The organism is Roseiarcus sp. (genome assembly GCF_052145395.1).
GTDB lineage: Bacteria > Pseudomonadota > Alphaproteobacteria > Rhizobiales > Beijerinckiaceae > Roseiarcus.
The window spans coordinates 1-21,662 of sequence record NZ_JBKQOT010000210.1; the positions used below are offsets into that span (position 1 = coordinate 1).

Annotated in this window: 25 protein-coding genes; 17 read left to right on the plus strand and 8 right to left on the minus strand. The window is 66.6% G+C overall.

Annotation, left to right across the window (positions count from 1 at the left end; translation table 11 throughout):
• Positions 1 to 131 precede the first annotated feature (131 nt).
• Positions 132 to 1,322 carry a hypothetical protein gene (locus tag ACLP25_RS07130; RefSeq protein ID WP_442468519.1) on the minus strand — a complete coding sequence of 397 codons (1,191 nt, stop codon included), beginning with the start codon at positions 1,320 to 1,322 and terminating at the stop codon, positions 132 to 134.
• 273 nt (positions 1,323 to 1,595) lie between these two features.
• On the opposite strand from ACLP25_RS07130, the gene ACLP25_RS07135 reads away from it, so the two are divergent.
• Positions 1,596 to 2,996, plus strand: a complete 1,401-nt coding sequence (locus ACLP25_RS07135) for an MATE family efflux transporter (protein WP_442468520.1) — start codon at positions 1,596 to 1,598, stop codon at positions 2,994 to 2,996.
• Between the two features lie 6 nt (positions 2,997 to 3,002).
• Positions 3,003 to 3,692, plus strand: coding sequence for a DUF937 domain-containing protein (locus ACLP25_RS07140; RefSeq protein ID WP_442468521.1), 690 nt, complete (start codon positions 3,003 to 3,005; stop codon positions 3,690 to 3,692).
• Positions 3,693 to 3,704: 12 nt separating this feature from the next.
• On the opposite strand, the gene ACLP25_RS07145 is transcribed toward ACLP25_RS07140, so the two are convergent.
• Positions 3,705 to 3,869, minus strand: coding sequence for a Flp family type IVb pilin (locus ACLP25_RS07145; protein ID WP_442468522.1), 165 nt, complete (start codon positions 3,867 to 3,869; stop codon positions 3,705 to 3,707).
• A gap of 153 nt (positions 3,870 to 4,022) precedes the next feature.
• On the opposite strand from ACLP25_RS07145, the gene ACLP25_RS07150 reads away from it, so the two are divergent.
• Positions 4,023 to 5,393, plus strand: coding sequence for a glutamate--cysteine ligase (locus ACLP25_RS07150; RefSeq protein WP_442468523.1), 1,371 nt, complete (start codon positions 4,023 to 4,025; stop codon positions 5,391 to 5,393).
• A gap of 20 nt (positions 5,394 to 5,413) precedes the next feature.
• Here ACLP25_RS07150 and ACLP25_RS07155 read toward each other — a convergent pair whose 3' ends face one another.
• Together ACLP25_RS07155 and ACLP25_RS07160 are read right to left on the minus strand one after the other, a co-directional pair.
• Positions 5,414 to 5,770 (minus strand): hypothetical protein, encoded by a 357-nt coding sequence (locus ACLP25_RS07155; protein WP_442468524.1) that lies wholly within the window; start codon positions 5,768 to 5,770, stop codon positions 5,414 to 5,416.
• A gap of 77 nt (positions 5,771 to 5,847) precedes the next feature.
• Positions 5,848 to 6,615 (minus strand): 16S rRNA (uracil(1498)-N(3))-methyltransferase, encoded by a 768-nt coding sequence (locus ACLP25_RS07160; RefSeq protein ID WP_442468525.1) that lies wholly within the window; start codon positions 6,613 to 6,615, stop codon positions 5,848 to 5,850.
• Positions 6,616 to 6,760: 145 nt separating this feature from the next.
• Here ACLP25_RS07160 and ACLP25_RS07165 point away from each other — a divergent pair, with 145 nt between their 5' ends.
• The 10 genes from ACLP25_RS07165 to ACLP25_RS07210 all read left to right on the plus strand — a co-directional run bounded on the left by ACLP25_RS07165 (position 6,761) and on the right by ACLP25_RS07210 (position 15,525).
• The gene (locus tag ACLP25_RS07165; RefSeq protein WP_442468526.1) at positions 6,761 to 7,969 is read left to right on the plus strand and encodes a substrate-binding domain-containing protein; all 1,209 of its coding nucleotides are present in this window, start codon (positions 6,761 to 6,763) and stop codon (positions 7,967 to 7,969) included.
• Positions 7,966 to 8,730: an ABC transporter ATP-binding protein gene (locus ACLP25_RS07170; RefSeq protein WP_442468527.1), complete on the plus strand. Its 765-nt coding sequence runs from the start codon at positions 7,966 to 7,968 to the stop codon at positions 8,728 to 8,730. The genes ACLP25_RS07165 and ACLP25_RS07170 overlap by 4 nt, the downstream gene beginning before the upstream one ends.
• Positions 8,727 to 9,449, plus strand: a complete 723-nt coding sequence (locus tag ACLP25_RS07175; RefSeq protein ID WP_442468528.1) for an ABC transporter ATP-binding protein — start codon at positions 8,727 to 8,729, stop codon at positions 9,447 to 9,449. Before ACLP25_RS07170 ends, ACLP25_RS07175 begins: the two co-directional genes overlap by 4 nt.
• 56 nt (positions 9,450 to 9,505) lie before the next feature.
• Complete coding sequence (locus tag ACLP25_RS07180; RefSeq protein ID WP_442468543.1) at positions 9,506 to 10,456, plus strand: branched-chain amino acid ABC transporter permease; 951 nt, start codon at positions 9,506 to 9,508, stop codon at positions 10,454 to 10,456.
• Positions 10,453 to 11,532, plus strand: coding sequence for a branched-chain amino acid ABC transporter permease (locus ACLP25_RS07185; protein ID WP_442468529.1), 1,080 nt, complete (start codon positions 10,453 to 10,455; stop codon positions 11,530 to 11,532). Before ACLP25_RS07180 ends, ACLP25_RS07185 begins: the two co-directional genes overlap by 4 nt.
• 749 nt (positions 11,533 to 12,281) lie before the next feature.
• On the plus strand, positions 12,282 to 12,923 hold the full coding sequence (locus ACLP25_RS07190; protein ID WP_442468530.1) for an NADPH-dependent F420 reductase: 642 nt from the start codon (positions 12,282 to 12,284) through the stop codon (positions 12,921 to 12,923).
• A gap of 168 nt (positions 12,924 to 13,091) precedes the next feature.
• Positions 13,092 to 13,799, plus strand: a complete 708-nt coding sequence (locus ACLP25_RS07195; protein ID WP_442468531.1) for a hypothetical protein — start codon at positions 13,092 to 13,094, stop codon at positions 13,797 to 13,799.
• Positions 13,800 to 13,838: 39 nt separating this feature from the next.
• Positions 13,839 to 14,363, plus strand: a complete 525-nt coding sequence (locus ACLP25_RS07200; protein WP_442468532.1) for a phage tail protein — start codon at positions 13,839 to 13,841, stop codon at positions 14,361 to 14,363.
• Between the two features lie 30 nt (positions 14,364 to 14,393).
• Positions 14,394 to 14,936: a phage tail protein gene (locus tag ACLP25_RS07205; protein WP_442468533.1), complete on the plus strand. Its 543-nt coding sequence runs from the start codon at positions 14,394 to 14,396 to the stop codon at positions 14,934 to 14,936.
• A 49-nt stretch (positions 14,937 to 14,985) separates the two neighbouring features.
• The gene (locus tag ACLP25_RS07210) at positions 14,986 to 15,525 is read left to right on the plus strand and encodes a phage tail protein (protein ID WP_442468534.1); all 540 of its coding nucleotides are present in this window, start codon (positions 14,986 to 14,988) and stop codon (positions 15,523 to 15,525) included.
• 26 nt (positions 15,526 to 15,551) lie between these two features.
• On the opposite strand, the gene ACLP25_RS07215 is transcribed toward ACLP25_RS07210, so the two are convergent.
• A complete protein-coding gene (locus tag ACLP25_RS07215) occupies positions 15,552 to 15,842 on the minus strand; it encodes a DUF6916 family protein (RefSeq protein ID WP_442468535.1) in 291 nt (96 codons plus the stop codon).
• Positions 15,843 to 15,921: 79 nt separating this feature from the next.
• On the opposite strand from ACLP25_RS07215, the gene ACLP25_RS07220 reads away from it, so the two are divergent.
• Both ACLP25_RS07220 and ACLP25_RS07225 read left to right on the plus strand, forming a co-directional pair.
• On the plus strand, positions 15,922 to 16,461 hold the full coding sequence (locus tag ACLP25_RS07220) for a GNAT family N-acetyltransferase (protein WP_442468536.1): 540 nt from the start codon (positions 15,922 to 15,924) through the stop codon (positions 16,459 to 16,461).
• 7 nt (positions 16,462 to 16,468) lie between these two features.
• A complete protein-coding gene (locus ACLP25_RS07225; RefSeq protein ID WP_442468537.1) occupies positions 16,469 to 16,999 on the plus strand; it encodes an isochorismatase family protein in 531 nt (176 codons plus the stop codon).
• A 533-nt stretch (positions 17,000 to 17,532) separates the two neighbouring features.
• Here ACLP25_RS07225 and ACLP25_RS07230 read toward each other — a convergent pair.
• Both ACLP25_RS07230 and hemB read right to left on the minus strand, forming a co-directional pair.
• On the minus strand, positions 17,533 to 18,627 hold the full coding sequence (locus tag ACLP25_RS07230) for a YeiH family protein (protein ID WP_442468538.1): 1,095 nt from the start codon (positions 18,625 to 18,627) through the stop codon (positions 17,533 to 17,535).
• Positions 18,624 to 19,655 (minus strand): porphobilinogen synthase, encoded by a 1,032-nt coding sequence (gene hemB / locus ACLP25_RS07235; RefSeq protein WP_442468539.1) that lies wholly within the window; start codon positions 19,653 to 19,655, stop codon positions 18,624 to 18,626. Before hemB ends, ACLP25_RS07230 begins: the two co-directional genes overlap by 4 nt.
• 198 nt (positions 19,656 to 19,853) lie before the next feature.
• Here hemB and ACLP25_RS07240 point away from each other — a divergent pair, with 198 nt between their 5' ends.
• On the plus strand, positions 19,854 to 20,498 hold the full coding sequence (locus tag ACLP25_RS07240; RefSeq protein ID WP_442468540.1) for an arylamine N-acetyltransferase family protein: 645 nt from the start codon (positions 19,854 to 19,856) through the stop codon (positions 20,496 to 20,498).
• Positions 20,498 to 20,653, plus strand: a complete 156-nt coding sequence (locus ACLP25_RS07245; protein WP_442468541.1) for a hypothetical protein — start codon at positions 20,498 to 20,500, stop codon at positions 20,651 to 20,653. Before ACLP25_RS07240 ends, ACLP25_RS07245 begins: the two co-directional genes overlap by 1 nt.
• A gap of 94 nt (positions 20,654 to 20,747) precedes the next feature.
• On the opposite strand, the gene ACLP25_RS07250 is transcribed toward ACLP25_RS07245, so the two are convergent.
• Positions 20,748 to 21,662 (minus strand): mechanosensitive ion channel family protein (locus ACLP25_RS07250; RefSeq protein ID WP_442468542.1); only part of this gene is annotated, 915 nt, incomplete at its 5' end.

Consider the following 21,662-nt stretch of genomic DNA (forward strand, 5'->3'; position numbering starts at 1 on the left):
GTCCTGGCTAATTCACCCACTTGAAATAGCGACGAGCCTCCGCGCTGTGGCGGGGCTTTCCGGACATGGTTTCATGAGAAGTCTGAGCAGCCCTCGCCGGAAAGCCCAATTACCCCATATAATACAATGAATTAAGAGAGCGAAAAAACTCGCAACCACCTAACGGAAAGCGGCGCCGGCGCGGCGATCTCCTGTCGACCGAAGCGCCCCTGAAGCATCGTCGTCTCGCCTTCCCAATCCAGAAACGGCCGCCGCGACAGGAACAGGATTCTGAGCGGGTAGGGCGCCGCCTTGCGCTCGGCGAGGTCCTTGAGAATGGCGGCCGTGCGCGCCGGCTGCTCCTCGGGATAGTCGAGGATGAGAAAGAGCCCCTTGTCCCCGACGGCGAAGTTGAACGCGTTCTTGCGTCGGGGAAGGAATCCCGCCGTCCAGCCCCGGTCGCGCAGAATTTTGGCCGCCTCGGCGGCGAGGCGCGTCTTGCCGGCGCCGCCCTCACCGGTGATGAGGCGCGCGCTCGGCGCCTTCGAGCCGCTCTCCGCCCAGTCCAGAATTTTCTTGAGATCGTCGTCGCGGCCGTAGAGCGTTTCGACGAGGCCGTAATCCCAGCGCAGCAAGCTGAAGAGATTGGGCTCGCCGTCCTCGAACGCGTCGGCAAGGTCGAGCCAGTCGAGGCTCGGCTCGGTCGCCGGCTCCCCAGCTGGCCCGAAGACGAAGGTCCAGAGTCGGAAGGCGCGGGCGCCAACCTCGATACCGCTCCTAGCCCTGGCAGGCGCGTCGAGGACCGCCGAGGTCACGATCTGCGCGACGAGGTTGTCGACGCTGGTGAACGGCGGACCGGGATAGCGGTCGATCGCCTTCAGCCGCGCCCGGTGGGCGGCCTGCGCGGTCTTCGAGTCCTCGGTCGCGTCAAACCTCGGGCCGCGATCGACGCCGGCCGCCGGCTCGACGATCAGCAAGTCCTTGCCGAGGCCGAACGCGAGCCACGCCTCCCACTGCGTGTAGGTCAGCGCGTTCAGCGCCTCGCGCGGAAAACCCCGTCGCGCCAGTTCCGCCTCCAGACCGGGGCGCCTCTTGAGCAGGTCGTCGACGCTGACCGCGGCCGGCGCCGAACCGGTCATGTCGCCCAGGAAATGCACGACCGCATGGCAGTGCTCGATATAGTCCTCGAGCATTTTCAGCGTGTCGCCGCCGCGGTTCTTAAAGTCCTCTTGGATTTTCACCGCGACGTCGGGCCCGGTCAGCGCCTTTCGCAGCGCGTCGCGATAGGCGCCGAACTCGTCGGAGACGCAGGAGAGAAAAAGTCTGACGCTTGGGTCCGCCATCGCCCGCCGCACGATCGCCGTTCCGCGAATGTGGCACGTCGCGGCCCCGCCGACAAACGCGCCGGAGGCCGACCTCGGTGTCCCAAAACTGGATCCGCCGCTAAGTCCTTGAAAACATTCGAAGTCTCGCCGGAGAATCGCCCCCAATATCCACTAACCCTTTGAAAACAAAGGATTGTCGCCAGAAAACCGCGGTCATCGGGCGCGGCCGGCCCTAGCCCCGGCCTCGGCGACCCGATAAGAGTCCCGGCCCTCGAAAGCCGGGACGAACCCTTGAAGGCCCCTCCAATCGCCCGCGAAAAGGCCCGGCCGGTGTTCACCCAGGGGTCCTTGCTGCGCCATGTCGCGGTGATGACCGCGACCGGGGCGATCGGACTCATGGCGATCTTCGCCGTCGACCTTTTGTCGCTCTTCTGGGTTTCGCGGCTCGGCGACCAGGCGTTCAAGGCGGCGGTCGGCTATGTCGGGCTCGCGACCTTCTTCGCCATGTCGGTTAACATCGGCCTCACCATCGCCGCCTCGGCCACCGTGTCGCGGGCGATCGGGGCGGGCAACCGGCCGCGCGGGCGCCGCCTCGCCGCGTCGTCGTTGACCATCACCGCCCTTTTCTCGGCCGCGGTCGCAGCCGTGATGTTCGTCTTTCGCGACTGGGGCCTGATCCACGTCGTGCACGCGAACGGCGAACCGCTCGCGGTGGCGTCGAAGTTCCTCGCCATCACCATTCCCGCCAACGTCCCCATGGCGCTCGGCATGACGATGTCGGGCCTGTTGCGCGCGGTCGGCGACGCGCGGCGAGCGATGTACGTCACGCTGTCGGGGGCGATCGTCACCGCCATTCTCGATCCGACCCTGATCTTCGGCCTCGGTCTCGGCGTCTATGGCGCGGCCTGGGCGACGGTCGCCTCGCGCCTCTCCTTCCTTCTGGTCGGCCTTCACGGGTCGGTCATGGTGCACGACGTTGTCGCCCGACCGACCCTCAGGGCGGCCCGAGGCGACTTCGGCCTGATCATGGCGATCGGCTTTCCCGCCATCATGGCCAATCTCGCCACGCCGGTCGGCTCCGCATATACGGTCCGGGTGTTCTCGGACGTCGGACAGGCGGCCATCGCCGCCGCCGCCATCATCGACCGGGTGACCCCGGTCGCCTTCGGAGTCATCTTCGCCCTCACCGGCTCGGTCGGCCCGATCATCGGCCAGAACTATGGCGCGAGGCTGATGGGGCGCGTGCAGAGGACGCTCAGCGACTCGTTTCTGCTCTCGGTCGGCTACGTGCTGTTCGCCTGGGCGGCGCTGGCGCTCGCCGCGCCGTTCCTCGTCGCCGCCTTCGACGCGAAGGGCGATAGCGCGGACTACCTGACCTTCTATTGCCGCTACGGCGTCGTCGCCTGGGTGTTTCTCGCCTGTCTCTTCGTCGCCAACACGGCCTTCAACAACCTTGGCTTTCCGCTTCTGACCATGGCGTTCAACTGGGCGCGGGCGACGCTCGGCACGATTCCGTTCGTGACCTTCGGCGTCCGATATGGTGGAGTGAAGGGCGGACTGATCGGCGTCGCCCTCGGCTGCGCTCTGTTCGGAGTGATCGCGGTGGCGACCGCCTACGGCGCCACGACGCGGCTCGCCAGACGACTGCAGCCGGGCCCGACGCCGAGGCCGGCGGAAGGTGACGGGAGGTAAAGAGTCGTGACGCTCAACGACATTCTCAAGACCGCGCAGGGCGGCCAGGCGATCGGCAATCTCGCCGCCCGGTTCGGGCTCACGTCCGAGCAGGCGGAGGCGGCGACCCAGGCGATGCTCTCGGCCTTTTCCCTGGCGTTTGAACGTCTCAAGGCGCATCCCGAAGCCCTCGGCAAGCTCGTCGCCGAGTTGGCCGGCGGCGGCCACGAGGCGTCCTATACGGAGCCCGCCGCCGCGGCGGGCGCGGCCGGCGCGAACGCGGTTGCCCAGGTGTTCGGATCGCCTGAGGCGATCGGCCAGGTCGTGCAGCACGTGGCCGAGGTCTCCGGCGTCGCGCCCGAGACGATCGAGGCCATGCTGCCAGCGGTGGCCTCGATCCTGCTCGGCGGCCTTGCAAACGCGTTGGCCAGCCAGGGCCTCGGCGGCGTTCTGGCCGACCTCGCCAATGCAGCTGCTGCGCCCGGAGGGCTCGGTTCGGCGCTCGGCGCCGCCGGCGGCTCTGGCGGCGGCTTCATGGGCATGCTGGGTTCGATCTTCGGCGGCTCGCATCAGGCGGCCAATCCGCAGACCGCGGCCCTCGTCGCAGGGCTTACGACCCTGGGCGGCATGTTCGCAGCGGGCGTCGTCGCGTCGCAGGCGCAGCAGGCGAGCCTCGGCGCGATCGCCGGCTCCTTCACCCAACCGCCGCCGACCTGAGCCGCGTCCGTCTCAGGGCAACGCGGCGGCGATGGAACCGTAATAGGCGCTGAGGTTGAGGCCGACGCCGCCGACCGCCGCCACGATGACCAGCGCCACGCTCATCGCGATGAGCGCGTATTCGATGGACGTCGCGCCGGAGGTGGAGCGAATGAACCGGCGCTGAACTTCGGACATCGGCGGAGCCTTTGGTCGGACGCGCGCATTGGACGCCGGAAACCCCTAACAGGGTGTGGATGGGCCGGCGCGGCGCGTCAATTGCAATATCCTGTCCGCGCGACTATCTAGCCGCGACACGCCGGCTCGCCGGCCGCAGGGGCGTAATCCTTAATGGCTCGCGACGTCGTCGATGGGGACATAATCGAATCGCGCGACGCGCTCGCGGCCTGGTTTGAGGCCGGATGCAAGCGCGATGCGCCGCTCCGCGTCGGCACGGAACACGAGAAGATCCTGTTCTACCGCGCCAACCATACGCCCGTTCCTTACGAGGGCGAGCGGGGGATCCGCGCGTTGCTCGAAGGCATGAACGCCCGCCTTGGCTGGGAGCGGATCGAGGACGGCGGCCATCTCATCGGCCTCTTTGACGAAAAGGCGGAAGCGGCGATCTCGCTCGAGCCAGGCGGGCAGTTTGAGCTCTCCGGCGCGCCGTTGGACACGGCGCACGAGACGGCGGAGGAACTCGCGCGCCACGTCGACGTCTGGCGATCCGTCGCCGAGCGGTTGGGGCTCTCGGCGCTGTCGCTGGGCATGAGCCCGAAATGGACGCTGGCCGAGACGCCGACCATGCCGAAAGGCCGCTACGGCATCATGAAGGGCTACATGCCGAAGGTCGGGACGCGCGGCCTCGATATGATGTTCCGCACCGCAACGGTGCAAACCAATTTCGATTTCCGCGACGAAAAGGACATGGTGACGAAGCTGCGCGTCGCGCTCGCGCTCCAGCCGGCGGTCACCGCGCTATTCGCAAATTCGCCGTTCACCGACGGCAAGCTCAACGGCCTCCTGTCGGCCCGCTCCGAGATCTGGCGCCACACCGACCCTGACCGCACCGGCATGCTGCCTTTCGCCCTCGAGTCCGGCATGGGCTTCGAGCGCTACGTCGATTACGCGCTCGACGTGCCGCTCTATTTCCTCAAGCGCGGCTCGACATATGTCGATGTCGCCGGCGGCAGCTTCCGCGACCTTTTGAACGGCAGGCTCGCCGCCGCGCCGGGCGAGCGCGCGACCATGGCCGACTGGACCAACCACCTGTCGACGATTTTTCCCGAGGTGCGGCTCAAGCGCTACCTCGAGATGCGCGGCGCCGACGTCGGTCCGCCCGAGCGGATTGTGGCGATGACGGCCCTGACGAGCGGCCTCTTCTACGATTCCGAAGCGCTTTCGTCGGCGTGGGCGCTCGTCAAGGACTGGACCGCCGAGGAGCGGCAGGCGCTGCGCGACGCCGTCCCGCAGCGGGGGCTCGCCGCGCCGATCCGCGGCCGCACGCTCGGCGCGATCGCCGCCGATGTGGTCGCCCTCGCGCGCGAGGGGCTGAGGCGCCGGGCAATGCTCAACGGCAAGGGCGAGGACGAAACCGTCTGGCTCGCCCCTCTGGAGGCGATTGCAGAGAGCGGACGCTCGCCGGCCCAAGTCTGGATCGAGCGGTTCGAGGGCCCGTGGCGGCGATCGGTTGACCCCGCCTTCGAGGACGCGGTGTTCTAGGGGCGCTGCGAAGCGCGCCGTCAGCGGGCGTCGTCGTCACCGCTGACGGGCAGGAAGAACGAGCCGCGGCTCGAGGTTTCAGCGGCCCCCTGACTCGCCGCGCCGACCCCCGCGAATAGGGACGGCGGCGGAGCGCCGCGATCCGGCCGCAGGCCGTCAGGACCGCGAGCGGAGAAATCAGAACCCGCCTTGATGTAGCCGCTGATATGAGCGCAGGACTCTCCGGCAGAGCCGCAGGGGGACGCGCGCGCCTCGCTGCCGAGATCCGGGTTCGGGGCGGCGTCGCCGGCCTGAGCCCCGTTCGCGATCAACACCGCCAGAAAGGCCGCAAGCGAAGCGATTGCCCCGGCCGACGACCATTCGAATCTCTGCCCCATTCTGACTCGCTACCGGTTTGACGTGCGCCGGGATGAGCCGATATCGTGGCGGCAACATGGCGAAGCGGCCAGCGACGTCATCCGGGCCCGGCTTCGCACGCAGGGAGCCGCCAGTCGCCGAGCGTGGCTTGCACGAGCGCGAGCGCCGCCACTGCCGCCGTGTCGGCCCGCAGGATACGGGGGCCGAGGCTCAGACGCAGGACGCGTGGAACCCGCAGGATCGCCGCGCGCTCGGCCTTGTCGAATCCGCCCTCGGGGCCGATCAGGACGCTGACGCCGTGGTCCGCCTTCGCTTCAACGAGCGCCTCGAGCGGGGCCGCCGCCTGGGCGTCCTCGTCGCAGAAGACGAGCGCGCGGCCGCCCGGCCACGCGGCCAGCGCCTTGTCGAGCGGCTCGAGCGGCAGAACTTCGGGCGTCCACACGGCGCCGCACTGCTCCGCGGCCTCGATGGCGTTGGCCTCGAGGCGTTCGAGGTTGAGCCGCGCGACCTGGGTGCGACGGGTCAGGACCGGGCGCAGGCGGCCGGCGCCCATCTCGACCGCCTTCTGCGCCAGATAATCGAGTCGGGCGTGCTTCAGCGGCGCGAACACGAGATCGACGTCGGGCAGGTCTTCTGCGGGCCGCGCCTGCGCGGTCGGGACGAGCATCAGGCCTTTGCGCCCCGAAGCAGCGATTTCGGCCAAAAACTCGCCGTCGCGGCCGTTGAACGCCAGCACGCGCGCGCCGGCGCCGAGGCGCAGCACGTTGGCGAGGTAGTTCGTCTGTTCCGTCGACAGCGCCGCCGCCGCGCCCACGGCGAGGGGCGCGGCGATGTGAAGGCGGGGAGCGCGAAGATCGTGAGCCATGCGGGCTTTCAAAGACATGCGAGGCGCGGACTCGCGGATAACGATACGGCCTTGTCACTCGCGCGCCGCCAAGGATAAGGTCCGCTCGAATGAGATTCCATGCCAGCGCGGCAACTGCAGGGCTCCGCAGGCAAAGGCCAGTTCAATGACATCGAGAGGAGCGCTCGTGAAGTTTCGTCTCAAAACAATCGCGTTTGCCGCAACTTTCGCCGCCGCGGTTGGCGCGGCGCACGCGGACGATGTGAAAGTCGCCTTGATTCGCGGCTTGACCGGACCCTTGCAGGCCTACGCCAAGCAGACTGAGACCGGCTTCATGATGGGCCTCGAATACGCCACCAAGGGCACGATGGAGGTCGACGGGCGCAAGATCGTCGTCATCACAAAGGACGACCAGTCGAAGCCCGACATCGCCAAGACGGCGCTGACCGAAGCTTATGAGGACGACGGCGCCGATATCGCCGTCGGAACGAGCTCGTCCGCCGCGGCGCTCGCCATGCTGCCGGTCGCCGAGGAGCACAAGAAGATATTGTTCGTCGAGCCGGCCGTCGCCGACGACATCACCGGCTCGAAGTGGAACCGCTACATCTTCCGGACCGCCCGCAACTCGTCGCAGGACGCGATTTCCATCGCCGTCGCGATCGGCAAGCCGGGCGTGAACGTCGCGACGCTCGCACAGGACTACGCCTTCGGCCGCGACGGCGTCGCTGCTTTCAAGGAGGCGCTCGCCAAGACCGGAGCGAACCTCGTCGCCGAGGAATATGCGCCGCCGAACACGACCGACTTCACCGCTCCCGCCCAGCGTCTGTTCGACGCCCTCAAGGACAAGCCGGGCAAGAAGATCATCTGGATCGTCTGGGCCGGCGCCGGCGACCCGCTCGACAAGCTCGCCGATCTCGATCCCGGCCGTTACGGCATCGAGCTCTCGACCGGCGGCAACATCCTGCCAGCGCTCGCCGCCTACAAGCGCTTCCCCGGCCTCGAGGGCGCCGCCTACTACTATTATGAGATTCCCAAGAACCCGGTGAATGACTGGCTCGTCGCCGAGCACAAGAAGCGATTGAACGCGCCGCCGGATTTCTTCACCGCCGGTGGATTCGCAGCGGCCGAGGCGTTGGTGACGGCGCTCGACAAGGCCAAATCGACCGATACCGAGAAGCTGATCGCCGCCATGGAGGGCATGGAGTTCGACACGCCCAAAGGCAAGATGATCTTTCGCAAGGAAGATCACCAGGCGCTACAGTCGATGTACGCGTTCAAGATCAAGGTCGATCCCAACGTCGCCTGGGGCGTTCCCGAGCTCACCCGCGAGCTAACCATCAAGGACATGGACATCCCGATCCGCAACAAGCGATGACCCCGTCGCTCGAGACCCGCGGCCTCACCATCCGGTTCGGCGGCCATGTCGCGGTCGACCACGTCACCTGCGCCTTCCGGCCCGGCGAACTCACCGCCATTGTCGGGCCGAATGGGGCCGGGAAGACGACCTATTTCAACCTGATATCTGGCCAGCTGCGCGCCTCCGACGGCTCGGTGCTGATCGAGGGGCAGGACGTCACGCGTCTCAGCGCTCCGCAGCGGACCCGGCTGGGGCTCGGGCGGGCCTTCCAGCTCACGAACCTGTTCCCTCGCCTCAGCGTTGCCGAGAACGTGCGGCTCGCGGTGCAGGCGCGCGCCGGGGTCCACTACGACATGCGCCGCCCGTGGCGGGCGCGCGGAGATCTGATCGATCGGGCCGAGACGGTGCTCGACTCGGTCGGGCTCGGCGCCAAGCGCGACGCTGAGGCCGCCGCCCTGCCACACGGCGACCAGCGCAAGCTGGAAGTCGCGATGATGATGGCGCTCGAGCCCAAGGTGTACATGTTCGACGAGCCGACCGCCGGCATGAGCGTCGACGAAGTTCCGGTCGTGCTCGACCTGATCGCTCGGCTGAAGACCGACGCGAGCAAGACCATTTTGCTTGTCGAGCACAAGATGGACGTCGTCCGCTCGCTCGCCGACCGCATCATCGTGCTGACCAATGGCCAGCTCGTCGCCGACGGCGACCCGGCGACGGTCATTGCCTCGCCGGTCGTGCAGGAGGCCTATCTCGGGATCGCGCCGGGGAAGGCGGCATGAGCGCGAGTCTGACGCTCGATGGCGTCCATACCCACATCGGCCGCTATCACATTCTGCAGGGCGTCGACTTCGACGTTCCGGGAGGCCGGACAACGATGCTCCTCGGCCGCAACGGCGCGGGCAAGACGACGACGCTGCGCACCATCATGGGGCTGTGGCGCGCCTCGAAGGGGCGCATCGCGCTGGGGGACAAGGCGCTGCAAGGCCTTGCCGCCAGCGACGTCGCGCGGCTCGGCGTCGGCTACGCGCCCGAGACGATGGCGATCTTCTCCGACCTCACCGTCAGGGAGAACCTCGTGCTCGGCGCGCGCGATGGCCCGCTCGACGACAAGCGCCTCGACTGGATTTTCGGCTTCTTCCCGGCATTGAAGCGATTTTGGCTGTCCCGGGCGGGATCGCTCTCCGGCGGGCAGAAACAGATGCTGTCGATCGCCCGCGCGATCGTCGAGCCGCGCGAGCTTTTGCTGATCGACGAGCCGACCAAGGGGCTTGCGCCGGCGATTGTCGGCTCGCTGATCGAGTGCCTCAGGGAGATCAAGGCGACCGGGGTCACCATTCTGCTGGTCGAGCAGAATTTCCGCGTCGCGGTCGAGGTCGGCGACGAGGTCAGGGTGATGGACAACGGCCGCGTCGTCCATCGCGGCGCAATGAACTTGCTCGCTGCGGACGAATCGCTGCAGAATCGCCTGCTCGGCCTCAGCCTGGATTCGCACCAATGAGCGCGACGGGCTTCGGAGCGGCGCTGCCGCGGCGCAGGATCGAGATCCTCCCGGCGATGACGCCGGTCATCGTCGCGCTCGTCGCTGCGCCCTTCGTCGGCTCGGCCTCGACCTTTGTGACGCTGACCGCGGCCGGCCTCGCCATGGGCATGATGATCTTTACCATGGCGTCCGGGCTCACCCTCGTCTTCGGCATGATGGACGTCCTGAACTTCGGGCACGGCGCCTTCATCGCCCTCGGCGCGTATGTCGCGACGCTGGTGTTCCTGCCGCTCGCGGGCTGGTCGGCGTCGGACTCGGTCGCGCTCAATCTCGCGGTCTTCCTCCTCGCCATCGTCGCGGCGGCGCTCGTCTGCGGCGCGCTCGGCTGGGTGTTCGAGCGGCTGATCGTCAAGCCGGTCTACGGCCAGCACCTGCGGCAGATTCTCGCGACCATCGGCGGCTCGATCATCGCCGAGCAGCTGATGTACGCCTTCTGGGGTCCGGACCAGATCCCGCTCAGCCTGCCGAAGACGTTGGAGGGGTCGTTCGTGTTCGGCGAGGCGGCGATCGAGAAATATCGCGTGCTGGCGACGCTCGTTGGCCTTGTCGTGTTCGCCGGCGAGATGCTGATCCTGAACCGCACCAAGATTGGCCTCCTCATCCGCGCCGGCGTCGAGAACCGCGAAATGGTCGAGGCGCTCGGCTACCGCATCGATCGGCTTTTCATCGGCGTGTTCATGGCGGGCTCGGCGCTGGCGGGCCTTGGCGGGGCGATGATGGCGCTCTATCGAGGCCAGGTGCACGCGACCATCGGCGGCGAGTTTTTGGTGCTCTGCTTCATCGTCATCATCATCGGGGGCTTGGGCTCGGTCGGCGGCTCGTTCGTCGCCTCGATCTTGGTGGCGCTGATCGCCAATTACGCCGGCTTCCTCGCCCCGAAGCTCGCCCTGGTCTCCAACATTCTCGCGATGGTCGTCGTGCTTTTGTGGCGGCCGCGCGGCCTCTATCCGGTGAGCGGACGATGACGCTTCTTTCCGGCGACCCGCCGCGCGGCCGGGCGCTGCAAGTCCTCGTCGCGCTGATCGTGCTCGCGCTGATGCTTGCCCCGTTCCTGTTTCCGGGCGCCAAGGCGCTGAACACCGCGGCCAAGACCTGCGTGATGATCCTCCTGGTCGCCTCCTACGATGTGCTGCTCGGCTACACGGGGATCGTGTCCTTCGCGCACGTGATGTTCTTCGGCGTCGGGGCCTACGGCGTCGGGCTCGCGCTCTACGGGCTCAGCGCGAGCTGGGGGGCGCTGGCGCTCGGGCTCGTCTGCGCTTTCATCCTTTCGCTGGCGCTGGCGCTGGCGATCGGCCTCTTCTCGCTGCGCGTGCAGTCGATCTTCTTCGCCATGGTGACGCTGGCGGTCGCCTACGCCTTCAACGTGCTGGCCTCCCAGCTCTCGGACCTGACCGGCGGCGAGGACGGGCGTTCCTTCAAGATCCCCGAAATCCTCCAGCCGGGCTTCAAGTGGCTCGACCACCCGATCTTGGGCGTTCAGGCGAACGGCAAGCTCCTCGCCTATTACCTCGTGTTTGTCGTCGCGGCGGCTGCCTTCCTGGTGCTGCTCCGGGTGGTGAACTCGCCCTTCGGCCGGGTGCTTCAGGCGATCCGCGAGAACCCGTTCCGCGCCGAGGCACTTGGCTACCGCATCGTGTTCCACCGGACGCTGGCGACCTGCATCTCGGCGCTCGGCGCGACGCTTGCAGGGGCCTTAAGCGCGCTGTGGCTCCGCTATGTCGGTCCTGATACGGCGCTTTCGTTCTCGATCCAGGTCGACGTGCTGGTGATGGTGGTGGTCGGCGGGATGGGCTCGCTTTACGGCGCGATCGTCGGCGCGGCCCTGTTCGTCGTCGCCGAGAGCTATCTTCAAGACCTGATGGGGGCGCTGGCGAACGTCGCGGCCGACGCCCGCCTACCGATGCTGCCCGGCCTGTTCGACCCGCACCGCTGGCTGCTTTGGCTCGGCCTCGCCTTCGTGCTCGCCGTCTATTTCGCCCCGCTCGGCATCGTCGGGGCGCTGAAGCCCGCGGAGGGGAAGGGAAGACCGGCCGGATGACGCGGGCGATGCCGCCGCTGGCGCATGATGTTCCACGCGGCCGATTTCATTCGCAGTCCAAACCGTTCCGGGCGCAGATTCAGGGTTTTCAAGACCTTGCAGCGGATTTTCCGGGCGAGCGTCAGACGTGGAGCGCATAAAGGTTCAGCCCGGACGCCGATGCGGCGCCCGGCTCTCGCGGCCCGCCCGAGGCTTCGGGGCCATCGCAATTCCGGGCGCGGAACCAATCTTTCCAGGGTCTTACGGCGCAAATTCCGGGCGACCGCGACTTTCCGCAGCTTTGTGACGGCCCGGAAGTCCGGCGCTCGGACGCCGATGGACTGGGGAGGCCAAGCGCGAAAAGCCCAAGACGGTGGCGCGTCGGAACCAGATCAAACCCAAGCCGACGGAAGGGCAAGTCATTGCCGTATCCCGACTTGTCAAGGGGTTGCGCGTGCAAGGGCCCCGTTTTCCAAGTGGCGGTCCCCAAGGCGACGCGCAACCCGCGCCCGGCGACAGAGAGGCGGATCAGGCTGGGCGTCCGGCTCCGCCACCAGCCCGGCGTTTGATGCGAGTTTTCCGTTCATCAGATCAACGTAGCATATATTTCCGAAAATCACAAGAACAGACGAAGCGGTAAGCGGAATCGGAGGCGGGGCGCCTTCCCGCGAGTCACGCCTCTTCAAGCTCTCGCCCTTGCGGAGGCTTCGCAGCGGCCCCACGTCCTTGATCGAGCGGCGCGCCTTGAGCGCACATGAGGGAGGCCAATCATGAAGGTCGGCGTCATTGGTTCCGGCGTGGTCGGGCAGACGCTTGCGGCGGGTTTCCTGAAGCACGGCCACTCGGTCGCGATCGGCACGCGCGACCCGGCCAAGCTCGCCGACTTTGCGGCGAAGCATTTTGCCGCCGAGGTGAGGTCGTTCGCGGAAGCCGCCGCTTTCGGCGAGGTCGTGGTTCTGGCGGTCGGGGGCGAGGTTGCGCTCGATGCGCTCGGGCAGCTCGGCGCAGCGGCGCTCGACGGCAAGACGGTGATCGACGCCTGCAACCCGATCGGCGGCGGGCCGCCGGTCGCGGGCGTGCTCAGTTTCTTCACCGGCCAGAACGAGTCGCTGATGGAGCGGCTCCAGAAGGCCTTTCCGGAAGCGCATTTTGTCAAGGCGTTCAACTCGGTCGGCGCGGGGCAGATGGTGAACCCCGACTTCCGCGGTGTCCGGCCGACCATGTTCATCTGCGGCAACGACGCCAAGGCCAAGGCGACCGTCGCCGCCATCTGCGACGCGTTCGGCTGGGACGCCGAGGACATGGGCCCGGTCGAAGCGGCGCGCGCCATCGAGCCGCTGTGCAAGCTCTGGTGCATCCCGGGCGTCGGCCGCGGCGACTGGTCGCCACACGCGTTCAAGCTGTTGCGGTAAGGGCAAAACAATGACCGCCACATTGTCAGACAATCTATGTTGACGACGTTCTCAAAAAACCAATGCTTGAATTGTGATCACCGTCACATCCTCGACGGGTCGCGCTCATTATTGCTTTGACAGGATTTCTGCGCGAGACTAGCCTTAGTCTGCAGGAAGTTGTGCGAGATGAATTTCGGCAGAGGGGGACCGATGCGCCTGCGGATGTTTGCTCTCATTGCGGCGTTGGGTCCGCTCGCGGTCGGGAGCGCGCCGGCGGTGGCCGGGCTGGCCGGCGCTTATGTCGATACGGTGTCCTATTTTGATGTTTCCGACCCTCCGCCCGGGCCGACGTCTGTCTCGGCTTCCACCCCCGAACCCACGCCGGATTGCACGACAATTCATTACTGCAATATTCTCAATTATCCCATTCCAGGGTCGTCGCAGAATTTCCCGTTTCCAACCGTTCCATCGACTTCCCCATTGAATTACGTCTTGGACTCTCTTTCCGAGACTTATGTCTCGGTCAGCGACAACCAGATTACGATTACCAACAACTTGTCCGCGCCGTTTTGCTTCACTTCGCAATGCACCGGACCTTTTAGTGGCTTCGGGTTTTACTTTTCCAGCGGGGTGGACATCACAAAGGTTACCGCGTCCGGCCCCAGTGATTTTCTGCCCATCTCAGGCGGCCTCTCGTGCACGCCAACGAGCATCATTGTGAACCTGAACGGAGATAGTCCGCAGGTCGGCGATAAGCTCATCCTTGATGTTTATTTCTCCGGTAGCGGCCCGATCGCGCTCGAAACGTCGACCTGGGCGATGATGCTCATCGGCTTCGCTGGGCTCGGGTTTGCGGCCTATCGACGTACGGGGGTCCTCGCTCGGGCCGTGTGAAGCGCGTTCTAGAGACCAATCGGAAAGGGGAGGGGACAGATGGCGGAACCGTTCGTCGGCCAGGTGATCGCGGTCGGGTTCAATTTCGCGCCCGTGGGCTGGCACATTTGTGATGGGTCGCTCCTGCCAATCTCGCAGTATGACACGCTTTTCAACCTGATCGGCACGACATTCGGCGGTGACGGACAGACGACCTTCGCGCTGCCGGACCTGCGCGGGAGGGCGGTTCTCGGGATGGGCCAGGGTCAAGGTCTTTCCCCTTACGCCCTCGGCCAGCAAGGCGGCGCAGAGTCGGTCGTCCTTGCGAGCGGACAGGTGGGGAGCCATTCGCATGCGCTGGCTGCGGCGGCGACGTCGACAACCCCCGCCCCGGGGCCCTCGGTCGTTCTCGGGACGACGGCGGCGGCGGACCTGATTTATGCGAAGTCAGGGACGAGCGCTGCGCTCGCGAGCGGGGCCGTCTCACCGAGCGTGGGCGGCGGACTTCCCCACGAGAACCGGCAACCGAGCCTGGCCATAACCTACATCATCAGCCTTTTCGGAATATATCCGTCACAGAACTGATAAAGCGGCGTCGGAGCGGGAGGCGAACGCATGAATCCTTTTCTCGGGCAGATTACGCTTTTTCCATTCAACTTCGCACCCGTCGGCTGGGCTCTGTGCGAGGGGCAGCTTCTGCCGATTTCGCAGTACACAGCGCTCTTCTCGCTGCTGGGCACCTATTTCGGCGGCAACGGAATTTCGACTTTCGCACTGCCGGACCTGCGCGGCCGCGCTCCCATCGGGCAGGGGCAAGGCCCGTCGCTTTCGTCCTATCCGATCGGTTCGCAGCAGGGCGTCGAGACGGTTGCCCTTTCGTCCTCGCAATCGCCCGCGCATTCCCATGCGTTTCAGGCTTTCGCCGTGGCCGGGACCGCCAACGCGCCAAGCGGGGCTCTGCCGGCCGAAGGGCACGGCACGGGGCGAGGCGGCGCCGCGGTGAACACCTATGCCCCTTTGCAAACAGCGACCGCCGTGACGTTGGCGGCGGGGCAGATCGGCGTTTCCGGCGGCAACCAGCCCCACAACAATTTGCAGCCCTACCTCGCGCTCAATTGGTGCATCGCGCTGCGAGGGATTTATCCGTCCCGGTCTTGAGGACCAAGGAACAACGAGGGGCGCCGGGCGCTCGAAGGAGACTGCGGCCATGGCCGAACCGTACATTAGCCAGATCGAAGCCTTCCCGTTTGGGTTTGCGCCCAAGGGTTGGGCGCTTTGCGCGGGCCAACTGCTGCCGATCAATCAAAACCAGGCGTTGTTCGCGCTCATCGGCACCTATTATGGCGGCAACGGGACCACCAACTTTGCTTTGCCCGACCTGCGCGGACGGCTCGCCCCTGCGATCGGTCAGGGCGGAGGTCTCTCGCCCTACGTCGTTGGACAGCAGGGTGGCGAGGAGACTCACACGCTGACCGTTCAAGAAACTCCGGCGCACATGCATACGGTCAACGCCGACAACAATGGGACGACTGGCGGCTCTAATGTTCCGAGCAATACGGTCGTCCTGGGGAGCGGCTACGCCAATCAGGCAGGGTCGCCGGCCGTGAACATCTACAGTTCCGCCCCGCCAACCATCGCCATGGGATCGCTCGGAACGGCCGGCGGGCAGGCGCACGAGAACCGCATGCCCTTCCTGGCGCTGAACTACTGCATCGCTCTGTCTGGAGTCTTCCCGTCGCAGAATTGAAAACGGGCTTGGACAGCCGTCCGCGATCAGTTGAACACGACTTGATAATCCTGATGGTCGCGCGAAGGCGTGTGGACGGGGATCACGTAGAGGTCGAAGCTCGCGCCGTCCTCGAACGTGATCGCATACATGCCCTCGGGGGCAATCGGCGAGGGGGCGCCGCGCAAGACGAGGGTGAATCCGGGCCCTCGCAGCGCGTCTGCATGCGGCGACTTGGGAACATCCACGGCCACGAGGGTGAGCTGATGCCCGTTCGAGAGCGACACCGCCTTTCCGACATGCGGAGCAAATGTTTCGGCGGTGATTGCTGCGGTCATTGCGTGCTGCCCTCAAAGCCCTCTGCGCTAAACCGTGCGAAATATTGCAGCGTTGTCGAGCGCCGGGAAAAGACGGCGCATGGCGGGCTTGAACCCGACAGCCGCGGAGACGCTGACCTTGCGCCTCTCGCGCGACGACGAGCAGGACAAAACCTTCCTGTTCGGTTTGTTCGCCGCCACAAGGGCCGCCGACATGGCGGCGATGCCGATCGATGCTGCGGGCAGAGACTTCCTGCTGCGCGCTCAATACCGATCGATGACGGAGACCTACCGCCGGGACTATCCGGAAGCGCGTTGGCAGATTGTCGAACGCGACGGCGAGCGGGTTGGACTCCTCATCGCCCACGTCGGCGAGCGGTGCGTCACCTACGTCGACATCGCGCTCCTGCCGGAGATTCAGGGGAGCGGGCTCGCGACGCGTCTCATGCTGCAAGCGCTCGAAGAACCCAGGCGGCTCGGCCTGCCGGCGCGGGTCACGGTGCTCGCAACGAACGTCGCATCTCTCAGGCTCTGCGAGCGACTCGGCTTTACGCGGCGAGGCGAAACGCCGCCTTTCGTGGAGCTCGAATGGAAACCCGGCCTCCCCGAGTTTGACTGCGACGCAATCCTTTCCAGGTGAGGAAGCCATGCCGATCCTCGATGTCCGAATCTCGACGCTTCTCGTGATCGACATGCAGGCGCGGCTCATGCCCGCCATCGACGAGAGCGCCGTTGCGATCGCCAACGCCCGGCGTCTCGTCGAGGCGGCGGCGCTGCTCGGCGTTCCGGCGCTGTTCACCGAGCAGAACCCCAAGGGCCTCGGCGCCACCGTGCCGGAACTGGCGGCCGACGAGGCCCGGACCTTCGCCAAAATGACCTTCGACCGGCGGGCGCCGGGCTTCTACGGGCGGCTGGCCGAAGGACACGCGGTCGTGATGGCCGGCGTCGAGGCGCATGTCTGCGTGCTGCAGACGGCGCTCGGGCTCATAGACATTGGCCGGCGGGTCTTCGTCGTCTGCGACGGCGTCGGCTCGCGCCGTCCGGAAAGCAAGGACGCCGCGCTCCGTCGGATGGAGCGCAACGGCGTCGAGATCGTCACGACCGAGATGGTCGTTTTCGAATGGCTCGGAAGCGCCGAGAATCCGCGTTTCCGGGAAGCGGTCGCGCTGATCAAGTAATTGCAACTACCAAGCCGTGAGGCGCCCCGCCGTAGGGCCGGGTCGCAGACCCGGCCCGCCGCGGTCGCCGACCGCGCCCACCAACGCACGTCCCCTCCGTCGCCGTCGGCGAGGCGAGTCGCGTCCATGCCGCCTCGCTTGTCGTTTCCGCGCCCATTCTGCAAAACGGAAGCCTGGCATGGATTTCCGCTTTTGGAAATACCTTTGCAGGCGCTTGCAGCGTCAGGTGTTGGTCGCCAACAAACCGGTGGCGAGTCGCCTCGTCTGGCGAGGCCCGACTCGGCAAGCTTGGGAAGGGCCGCCTCCGTCTTCTTGGTCGAGCTTCGCCGCGCCCGCAATCTTTCTCTGGGAAAAGCCCGGCTTCCGCAGAACCATGAGGCAGGCGGCCTGCGACTTGGTCGGGAGTCGGGCGTTCGGACCGGCGCTGGTCACGGAAGACTCCATTTCGATTCGAAATTCGAAATATGAGCCTTCGCCTGTCGCTACGCGCCTTTTCGTCGCGTCCATCCAAAGGTTCTTCGGCGCCCCTCGCCTCACATGATCGTTTCGACGGACGCCAGCACGAGAAGACCGATCCAGACCGTTTCGGCGAGCATGAGACCGACGGGACGGAAGCCGGCGTCGAAAAGGTCCTTGAACGAGGTCTTCATGCCGAGCGCCGCGATCGCGGCGACGAGGCACCAGCGTGAGACGTCGTTGGCCGCCCCGATCGCGACGCCGGGCATGAGGCCGAGGGAATTGACGGCGACGAGCGCGGCAAAGCCCAGGAGAAACGGCGGGAGCGTGACGCGCGCCTTGCCGCCGCCCCCGCTGCGCGCGACCGCGAGCGAGATCGCCAGCACGACAGGCAGCAGCATCGCGACCCGCAGGAGCTTGACGTAGGTCGCGATGTCGCCGGTCTCCGGCGAGATCATGTAGCCCGCCCCGACCACCTGGGCGACGTCGTGGATCGTGCCGCCAATGAACACGCCGGAGTGCTTGTGGTCGAGCCCAATCGAGGTTGCAAGGATCGGGTAGAGGATCATCGCCAGAGTCGAGAGCGCCGTGACCAGGACGACGGTCAAAATCGTATCGCGTTCGCGATCCTTGTCGTGCGGCAGCACGGACGCGATGGCGAGCGCCGCGGAGGCGCCGCAGATCGCGACCGATCCGCCCGACAGCACGCCGAACATGCGCGACAGGTTCAGGCGCCGGGCGAGAACGAGGCCGATAAGCACGGTCGTCGTTACGCCGACGATCACGGTCGCAACCGGCGCGAGCCCTAACGACGCAATCTGGCCGAAGGTGATGCGGACGCCGAGCAGGGCCACGCCGAGGCGCAGAATGGAGCGCGAGGCGAATTCGATTCCCGCGACGCAACGCCCGCCCTCGTAGAGAAAGTGAAAGGCCATGCCGAACAGGAGCGCAAACAGCATGACCGGCGCGGTGTAATGCGAGGCGAGCCAGGTCGAAGCCATCGCGATCGTCGCGGCGGCGAGCAGCCCCGGATAAACCGCGTGGATGAGCCGGCCTTGCGGCAGGGCTTCGAACCAGCTTGGCGGCGTCGTCCGCTCGATCGCCGCAATGCCCTCCATGCTGTCCAGGGAGGCGAAGTCGATCGGGCGCTTCGGCGCAATATGTGAGCTCATGCCTGCTTCAGCTTCTCTGCTGCGCGCGGCGCGAAGTAGGTCAGCACGCCGTCGGCGCCGGCGCGCTTGAAGGCGATGAGAGCCTCCATCATTGCCTTGTCGCCGTCGATCCAGCCGTTTTGCGCCGCCGCCATGATCATCGAATATTCGCCGCTCACCTGATAGGCGAAGGTGGGGAAGCCGAACTCGTCCTTCACCCGGCGGATGATGTCGAGATAGGGCATGCCGGGCTTGACCATGACCATGTCGGCGCCCTCGTCGAGGTCGAGCTCGACCTCGCGCAGGGCCTCGTCGCTGTTGGCCGGGTCCCGCGGGTAGGTGGGCTTGTCGCCCTTAAGCGCGCCGGCGGAGCCGAGCGCGTCGCGGAACGGCCCGTAGAAGGCGGAGGCGTATTTCGCGGCGTAGGCGAGGATCTGGACGTCGACAAAGTTTTCGTCGTCGAGCGCGTCGCGGATCGCCCCGACCCGCCCGTCCATCATGTCGGAGGGCGCGATCACGTCGGCGCCGGCGCGCGCCTGATTGAGCGCCTGGCGCACCAGCGCCTCCACCGTCTCGTCGTTCAAGACGCGCAAGTCGTCGCCGTGCCTTTTGACGAGGCCGTCGTGGCCGTGGCTGGTGTAGGGGTCGAGCGCGACGTCGGTCACGAGGCCGAGTCCCGGGAATTCCTTCTTGATCGCGCGGCAGGCGCGGCAGACGAGGTTGCCCTCGTTGTAGGCTTCGCTGCCGTGCTCATCCTTCAGGTGCGGCTCGGTGTAGGGGAAGAAGGCGATCGCCGGGATGTCGAGCTTGACCGCCTTCTCGGCCTCCTGCACCGCCTCGTCGACGCTGAGCCGGTCGACGCCCGGCATCGCCGCGACGGGAACGCGCTTATTCTTGCCCTCGATCAGGAACAGGGGCCAGATGAGGTCGTTTGTCGTCAGCACATGCTCCGACACGAGCCGCCGCGCCCATTCCGCCTTGCGGTTGCGGCGAGGCCGCTGGACGAGGTCCAGGCTTTGAGCGGCGGGGATGCGGGACGGCTTGTGCATGGGGCGGGGCTCCTTCGAGGGGGAAAGTCTATACACCTCCCGCCGCCGCAGGCGAGCGGCCGCGACGCGCCCCGAGCGGACAAGACGGCGCCGGGCGGCTTGCCGCTGGCAGGGCTCCCGCGGGCTTGGTGCGCGCGCGCTCGGCGCGCTTGACCGGGGCGATCGCCAAGGCGAATTTCAGCCAGGGGAGGATGTGCGATGACCTCGAAAGCGCTCGCCGCTTACCTTGATCGCATCGGATGGAGCGTTGAGACGACCCCGACGCTGGACACGCTCGCGGGCCTCGTCCGCGCCCACATGCAGGCAATCCCGTTCGAGAACCTCGACGTGCTGCTCGGCCGGCCCGTGTCGCTCGATCTCGACGCGATCATGACCAAGCTCGTGCATGCCCGGCGCGGGGGCTATTGCTTCGAGCACGCGACGCTGTTCGCCCATGTGCTGGAGGAGCTAGGCTTCGGTGTGGCGCGGCATTCGGCCCGCGTGACGCTCGTCTTCAGGCGTCACGAGGTCGGACGGCTCCATATGTTCTTGACCGTGGCTCTGCCGGAAGGCGTATTCGTGGTCGATCCGGGGTTCGGCGGGCCGGCGGCGCTTGCGCCGGTCCCACTCACTGACGCCGGCCTCGACGGGCCGGGAGGCGCGACCCACTGGATGGCGCGCGACGGGGATCACTGGATCCTGCGGACGCTGATCGCCGGGGAGGCGCGCGACGCCTGGGTTTCGACGCTCGAGCGCGACGGTCCCGCCGATTTCGTCGTCGCCAACCACTACACCGCGACACATCCCGCTTCGCCCTTCGTCAATCGGCTGATGGCTTCACGGCGGACGGTCGCGTCAGCGTGATGAATCGCGACGCGACGATCCGTAAGGGAGAGGAGACGCGGACCTTCCCGCTCGCCGATCGCGCCGCCTTGCGCGCGCTCGTCGCCGATCATCTCGGCTTCGACTTCCCCGAGGTCGACGCGTTGCGCGTGCCGTTTGTTCCCGAGTGGAATTGACGACGGCCAGAAGCCCGAAAGCCTGAGTAAGGGCCGAGCCGTCATCAGACCGCTTCAGCCAAAGAGGGCGCGCCGAAGCAACCGCGCCCTTGCTTCATTCCGCGGCGTTGGTGGCGGCGCCTCTCCGCTTGGCAAAATACTCGTCGCCGACGAATCGGGCCTGCGCGGGATAGGCAAGGTCCACGCCGAGCTCCTGGAAGCGGATCTTCATCCGCCGATTGAACTCTCGCTGCACCGGCCATCGGCCCGCGTCGGTGCATACGATCTGACCGACGATCGTCACCGTCGCCCCATCGAACTTGTCGACCCCCCAGAGATCGAGGTCGCCGCGCATCAGAGTCTTGAACTCGGGCTCCTGGCGCATCTGGGCGGCGATCTGCTTCAGCACCTCGCCGGCCCTGTCGGCATCCTCGTCGTAGGCGAGGTTGACCGAGATCGCCGCGTTTCCAATGCCGCGATTGGTGTTGGTGACGCTCGTCACCGAGCTGAAAGGAATGATGTGGACCGACCCGTCGCCGGCGCGGAGCCTGATGGTTCGGATCGAGAGGTTTTCCACCGTTCCCGACAGGCCCGACACGGTCACGAAATCGCCGACCTGCATTGCGTTTTCGAGCAGGAGGAAGACGCCGGTGACGAGGTCCTGCACGAGCTTCTGGGAGCCGAAACCGACCGCGATGCCGACGATGCCCGCGCCGGCCAGCAGCGGCGCAATGTTGACGCCGATTGCGCTGAGCACAGTGAGCCCCGCAATGGTGAGGATCGTCACGGTCAGGACCGTGCGCAACATCGGCAGAAGCGTCCGGAGCCGGGCGGCGCGGGCGTAGGCGCCTTCCCGGGCGAACCGGGCGAGTTGGCGTTCGATCGCGCCGTTGGACGCTTCCCAAACGACAATTGCGATTGCGACGGCGAGGACGACCGATGAGAACTGGGATAGCAGAATCCCGCCGATGCGGCCGGAATCGAACCAGCTCAAGGCGTCGACGCCCCAAGTCTCCAGCAAGGCGCCTGT

Coding starts and splice junctions, on each gene's coding strand:
- ACLP25_RS07130 (WP_442468519.1), bottom strand. CDS start 1,322: ATGGCGGACCCAAGCGTCAGACTTTTTCTCTCCTGCGTCTCCGACGAG.
- ACLP25_RS07145 (WP_442468522.1), bottom strand. CDS start 3,869: ATGTCCGAAGTTCAGCGCCGGTTCATTCGCTCCACCTCCGGCGCGACG.
- ACLP25_RS07150 (WP_442468523.1), top strand. CDS start 4,023: ATGGCTCGCGACGTCGTCGATGGGGACATAATCGAATCGCGCGACGCG.
- ACLP25_RS07155 (WP_442468524.1), bottom strand. CDS start 5,770: ATGGGGCAGAGATTCGAATGGTCGTCGGCCGGGGCAATCGCTTCGCTT.
- ACLP25_RS07160 (WP_442468525.1), bottom strand. CDS start 6,615: ATGGCTCACGATCTTCGCGCTCCCCGCCTTCACATCGCCGCGCCCCTC.
- ACLP25_RS07165 (WP_442468526.1), top strand. CDS start 6,761: ATGACATCGAGAGGAGCGCTCGTGAAGTTTCGTCTCAAAACAATCGCG.
- ACLP25_RS07170 (WP_442468527.1), top strand. CDS start 7,966: ATGACCCCGTCGCTCGAGACCCGCGGCCTCACCATCCGGTTCGGCGGC.
- ACLP25_RS07175 (WP_442468528.1), top strand. CDS start 8,727: ATGAGCGCGAGTCTGACGCTCGATGGCGTCCATACCCACATCGGCCGC.
- ACLP25_RS07180 (WP_442468543.1), top strand. CDS start 9,506: ATGACGCCGGTCATCGTCGCGCTCGTCGCTGCGCCCTTCGTCGGCTCG.
- ACLP25_RS07185 (WP_442468529.1), top strand. CDS start 10,453: ATGACGCTTCTTTCCGGCGACCCGCCGCGCGGCCGGGCGCTGCAAGTC.
- ACLP25_RS07190 (WP_442468530.1), top strand. CDS start 12,282: ATGAAGGTCGGCGTCATTGGTTCCGGCGTGGTCGGGCAGACGCTTGCG.
- ACLP25_RS07195 (WP_442468531.1), top strand. CDS start 13,092: ATGAATTTCGGCAGAGGGGGACCGATGCGCCTGCGGATGTTTGCTCTC.
- ACLP25_RS07200 (WP_442468532.1), top strand. CDS start 13,839: ATGGCGGAACCGTTCGTCGGCCAGGTGATCGCGGTCGGGTTCAATTTC.
- ACLP25_RS07205 (WP_442468533.1), top strand. CDS start 14,394: ATGAATCCTTTTCTCGGGCAGATTACGCTTTTTCCATTCAACTTCGCA.
- ACLP25_RS07210 (WP_442468534.1), top strand. CDS start 14,986: ATGGCCGAACCGTACATTAGCCAGATCGAAGCCTTCCCGTTTGGGTTT.
- ACLP25_RS07215 (WP_442468535.1), bottom strand. CDS start 15,842: ATGACCGCAGCAATCACCGCCGAAACATTTGCTCCGCATGTCGGAAAG.
- ACLP25_RS07220 (WP_442468536.1), top strand. CDS start 15,922: ATGGCGGGCTTGAACCCGACAGCCGCGGAGACGCTGACCTTGCGCCTC.
- ACLP25_RS07225 (WP_442468537.1), top strand. CDS start 16,469: ATGCCGATCCTCGATGTCCGAATCTCGACGCTTCTCGTGATCGACATG.
- ACLP25_RS07230 (WP_442468538.1), bottom strand. CDS start 18,627: ATGAGCTCACATATTGCGCCGAAGCGCCCGATCGACTTCGCCTCCCTG.
- hemB (WP_442468539.1), bottom strand. CDS start 19,655: ATGCACAAGCCGTCCCGCATCCCCGCCGCTCAAAGCCTGGACCTCGTC.
- ACLP25_RS07240 (WP_442468540.1), top strand. CDS start 19,854: ATGACCTCGAAAGCGCTCGCCGCTTACCTTGATCGCATCGGATGGAGC.
- ACLP25_RS07245 (WP_442468541.1), top strand. CDS start 20,498: ATGAATCGCGACGCGACGATCCGTAAGGGAGAGGAGACGCGGACCTTC.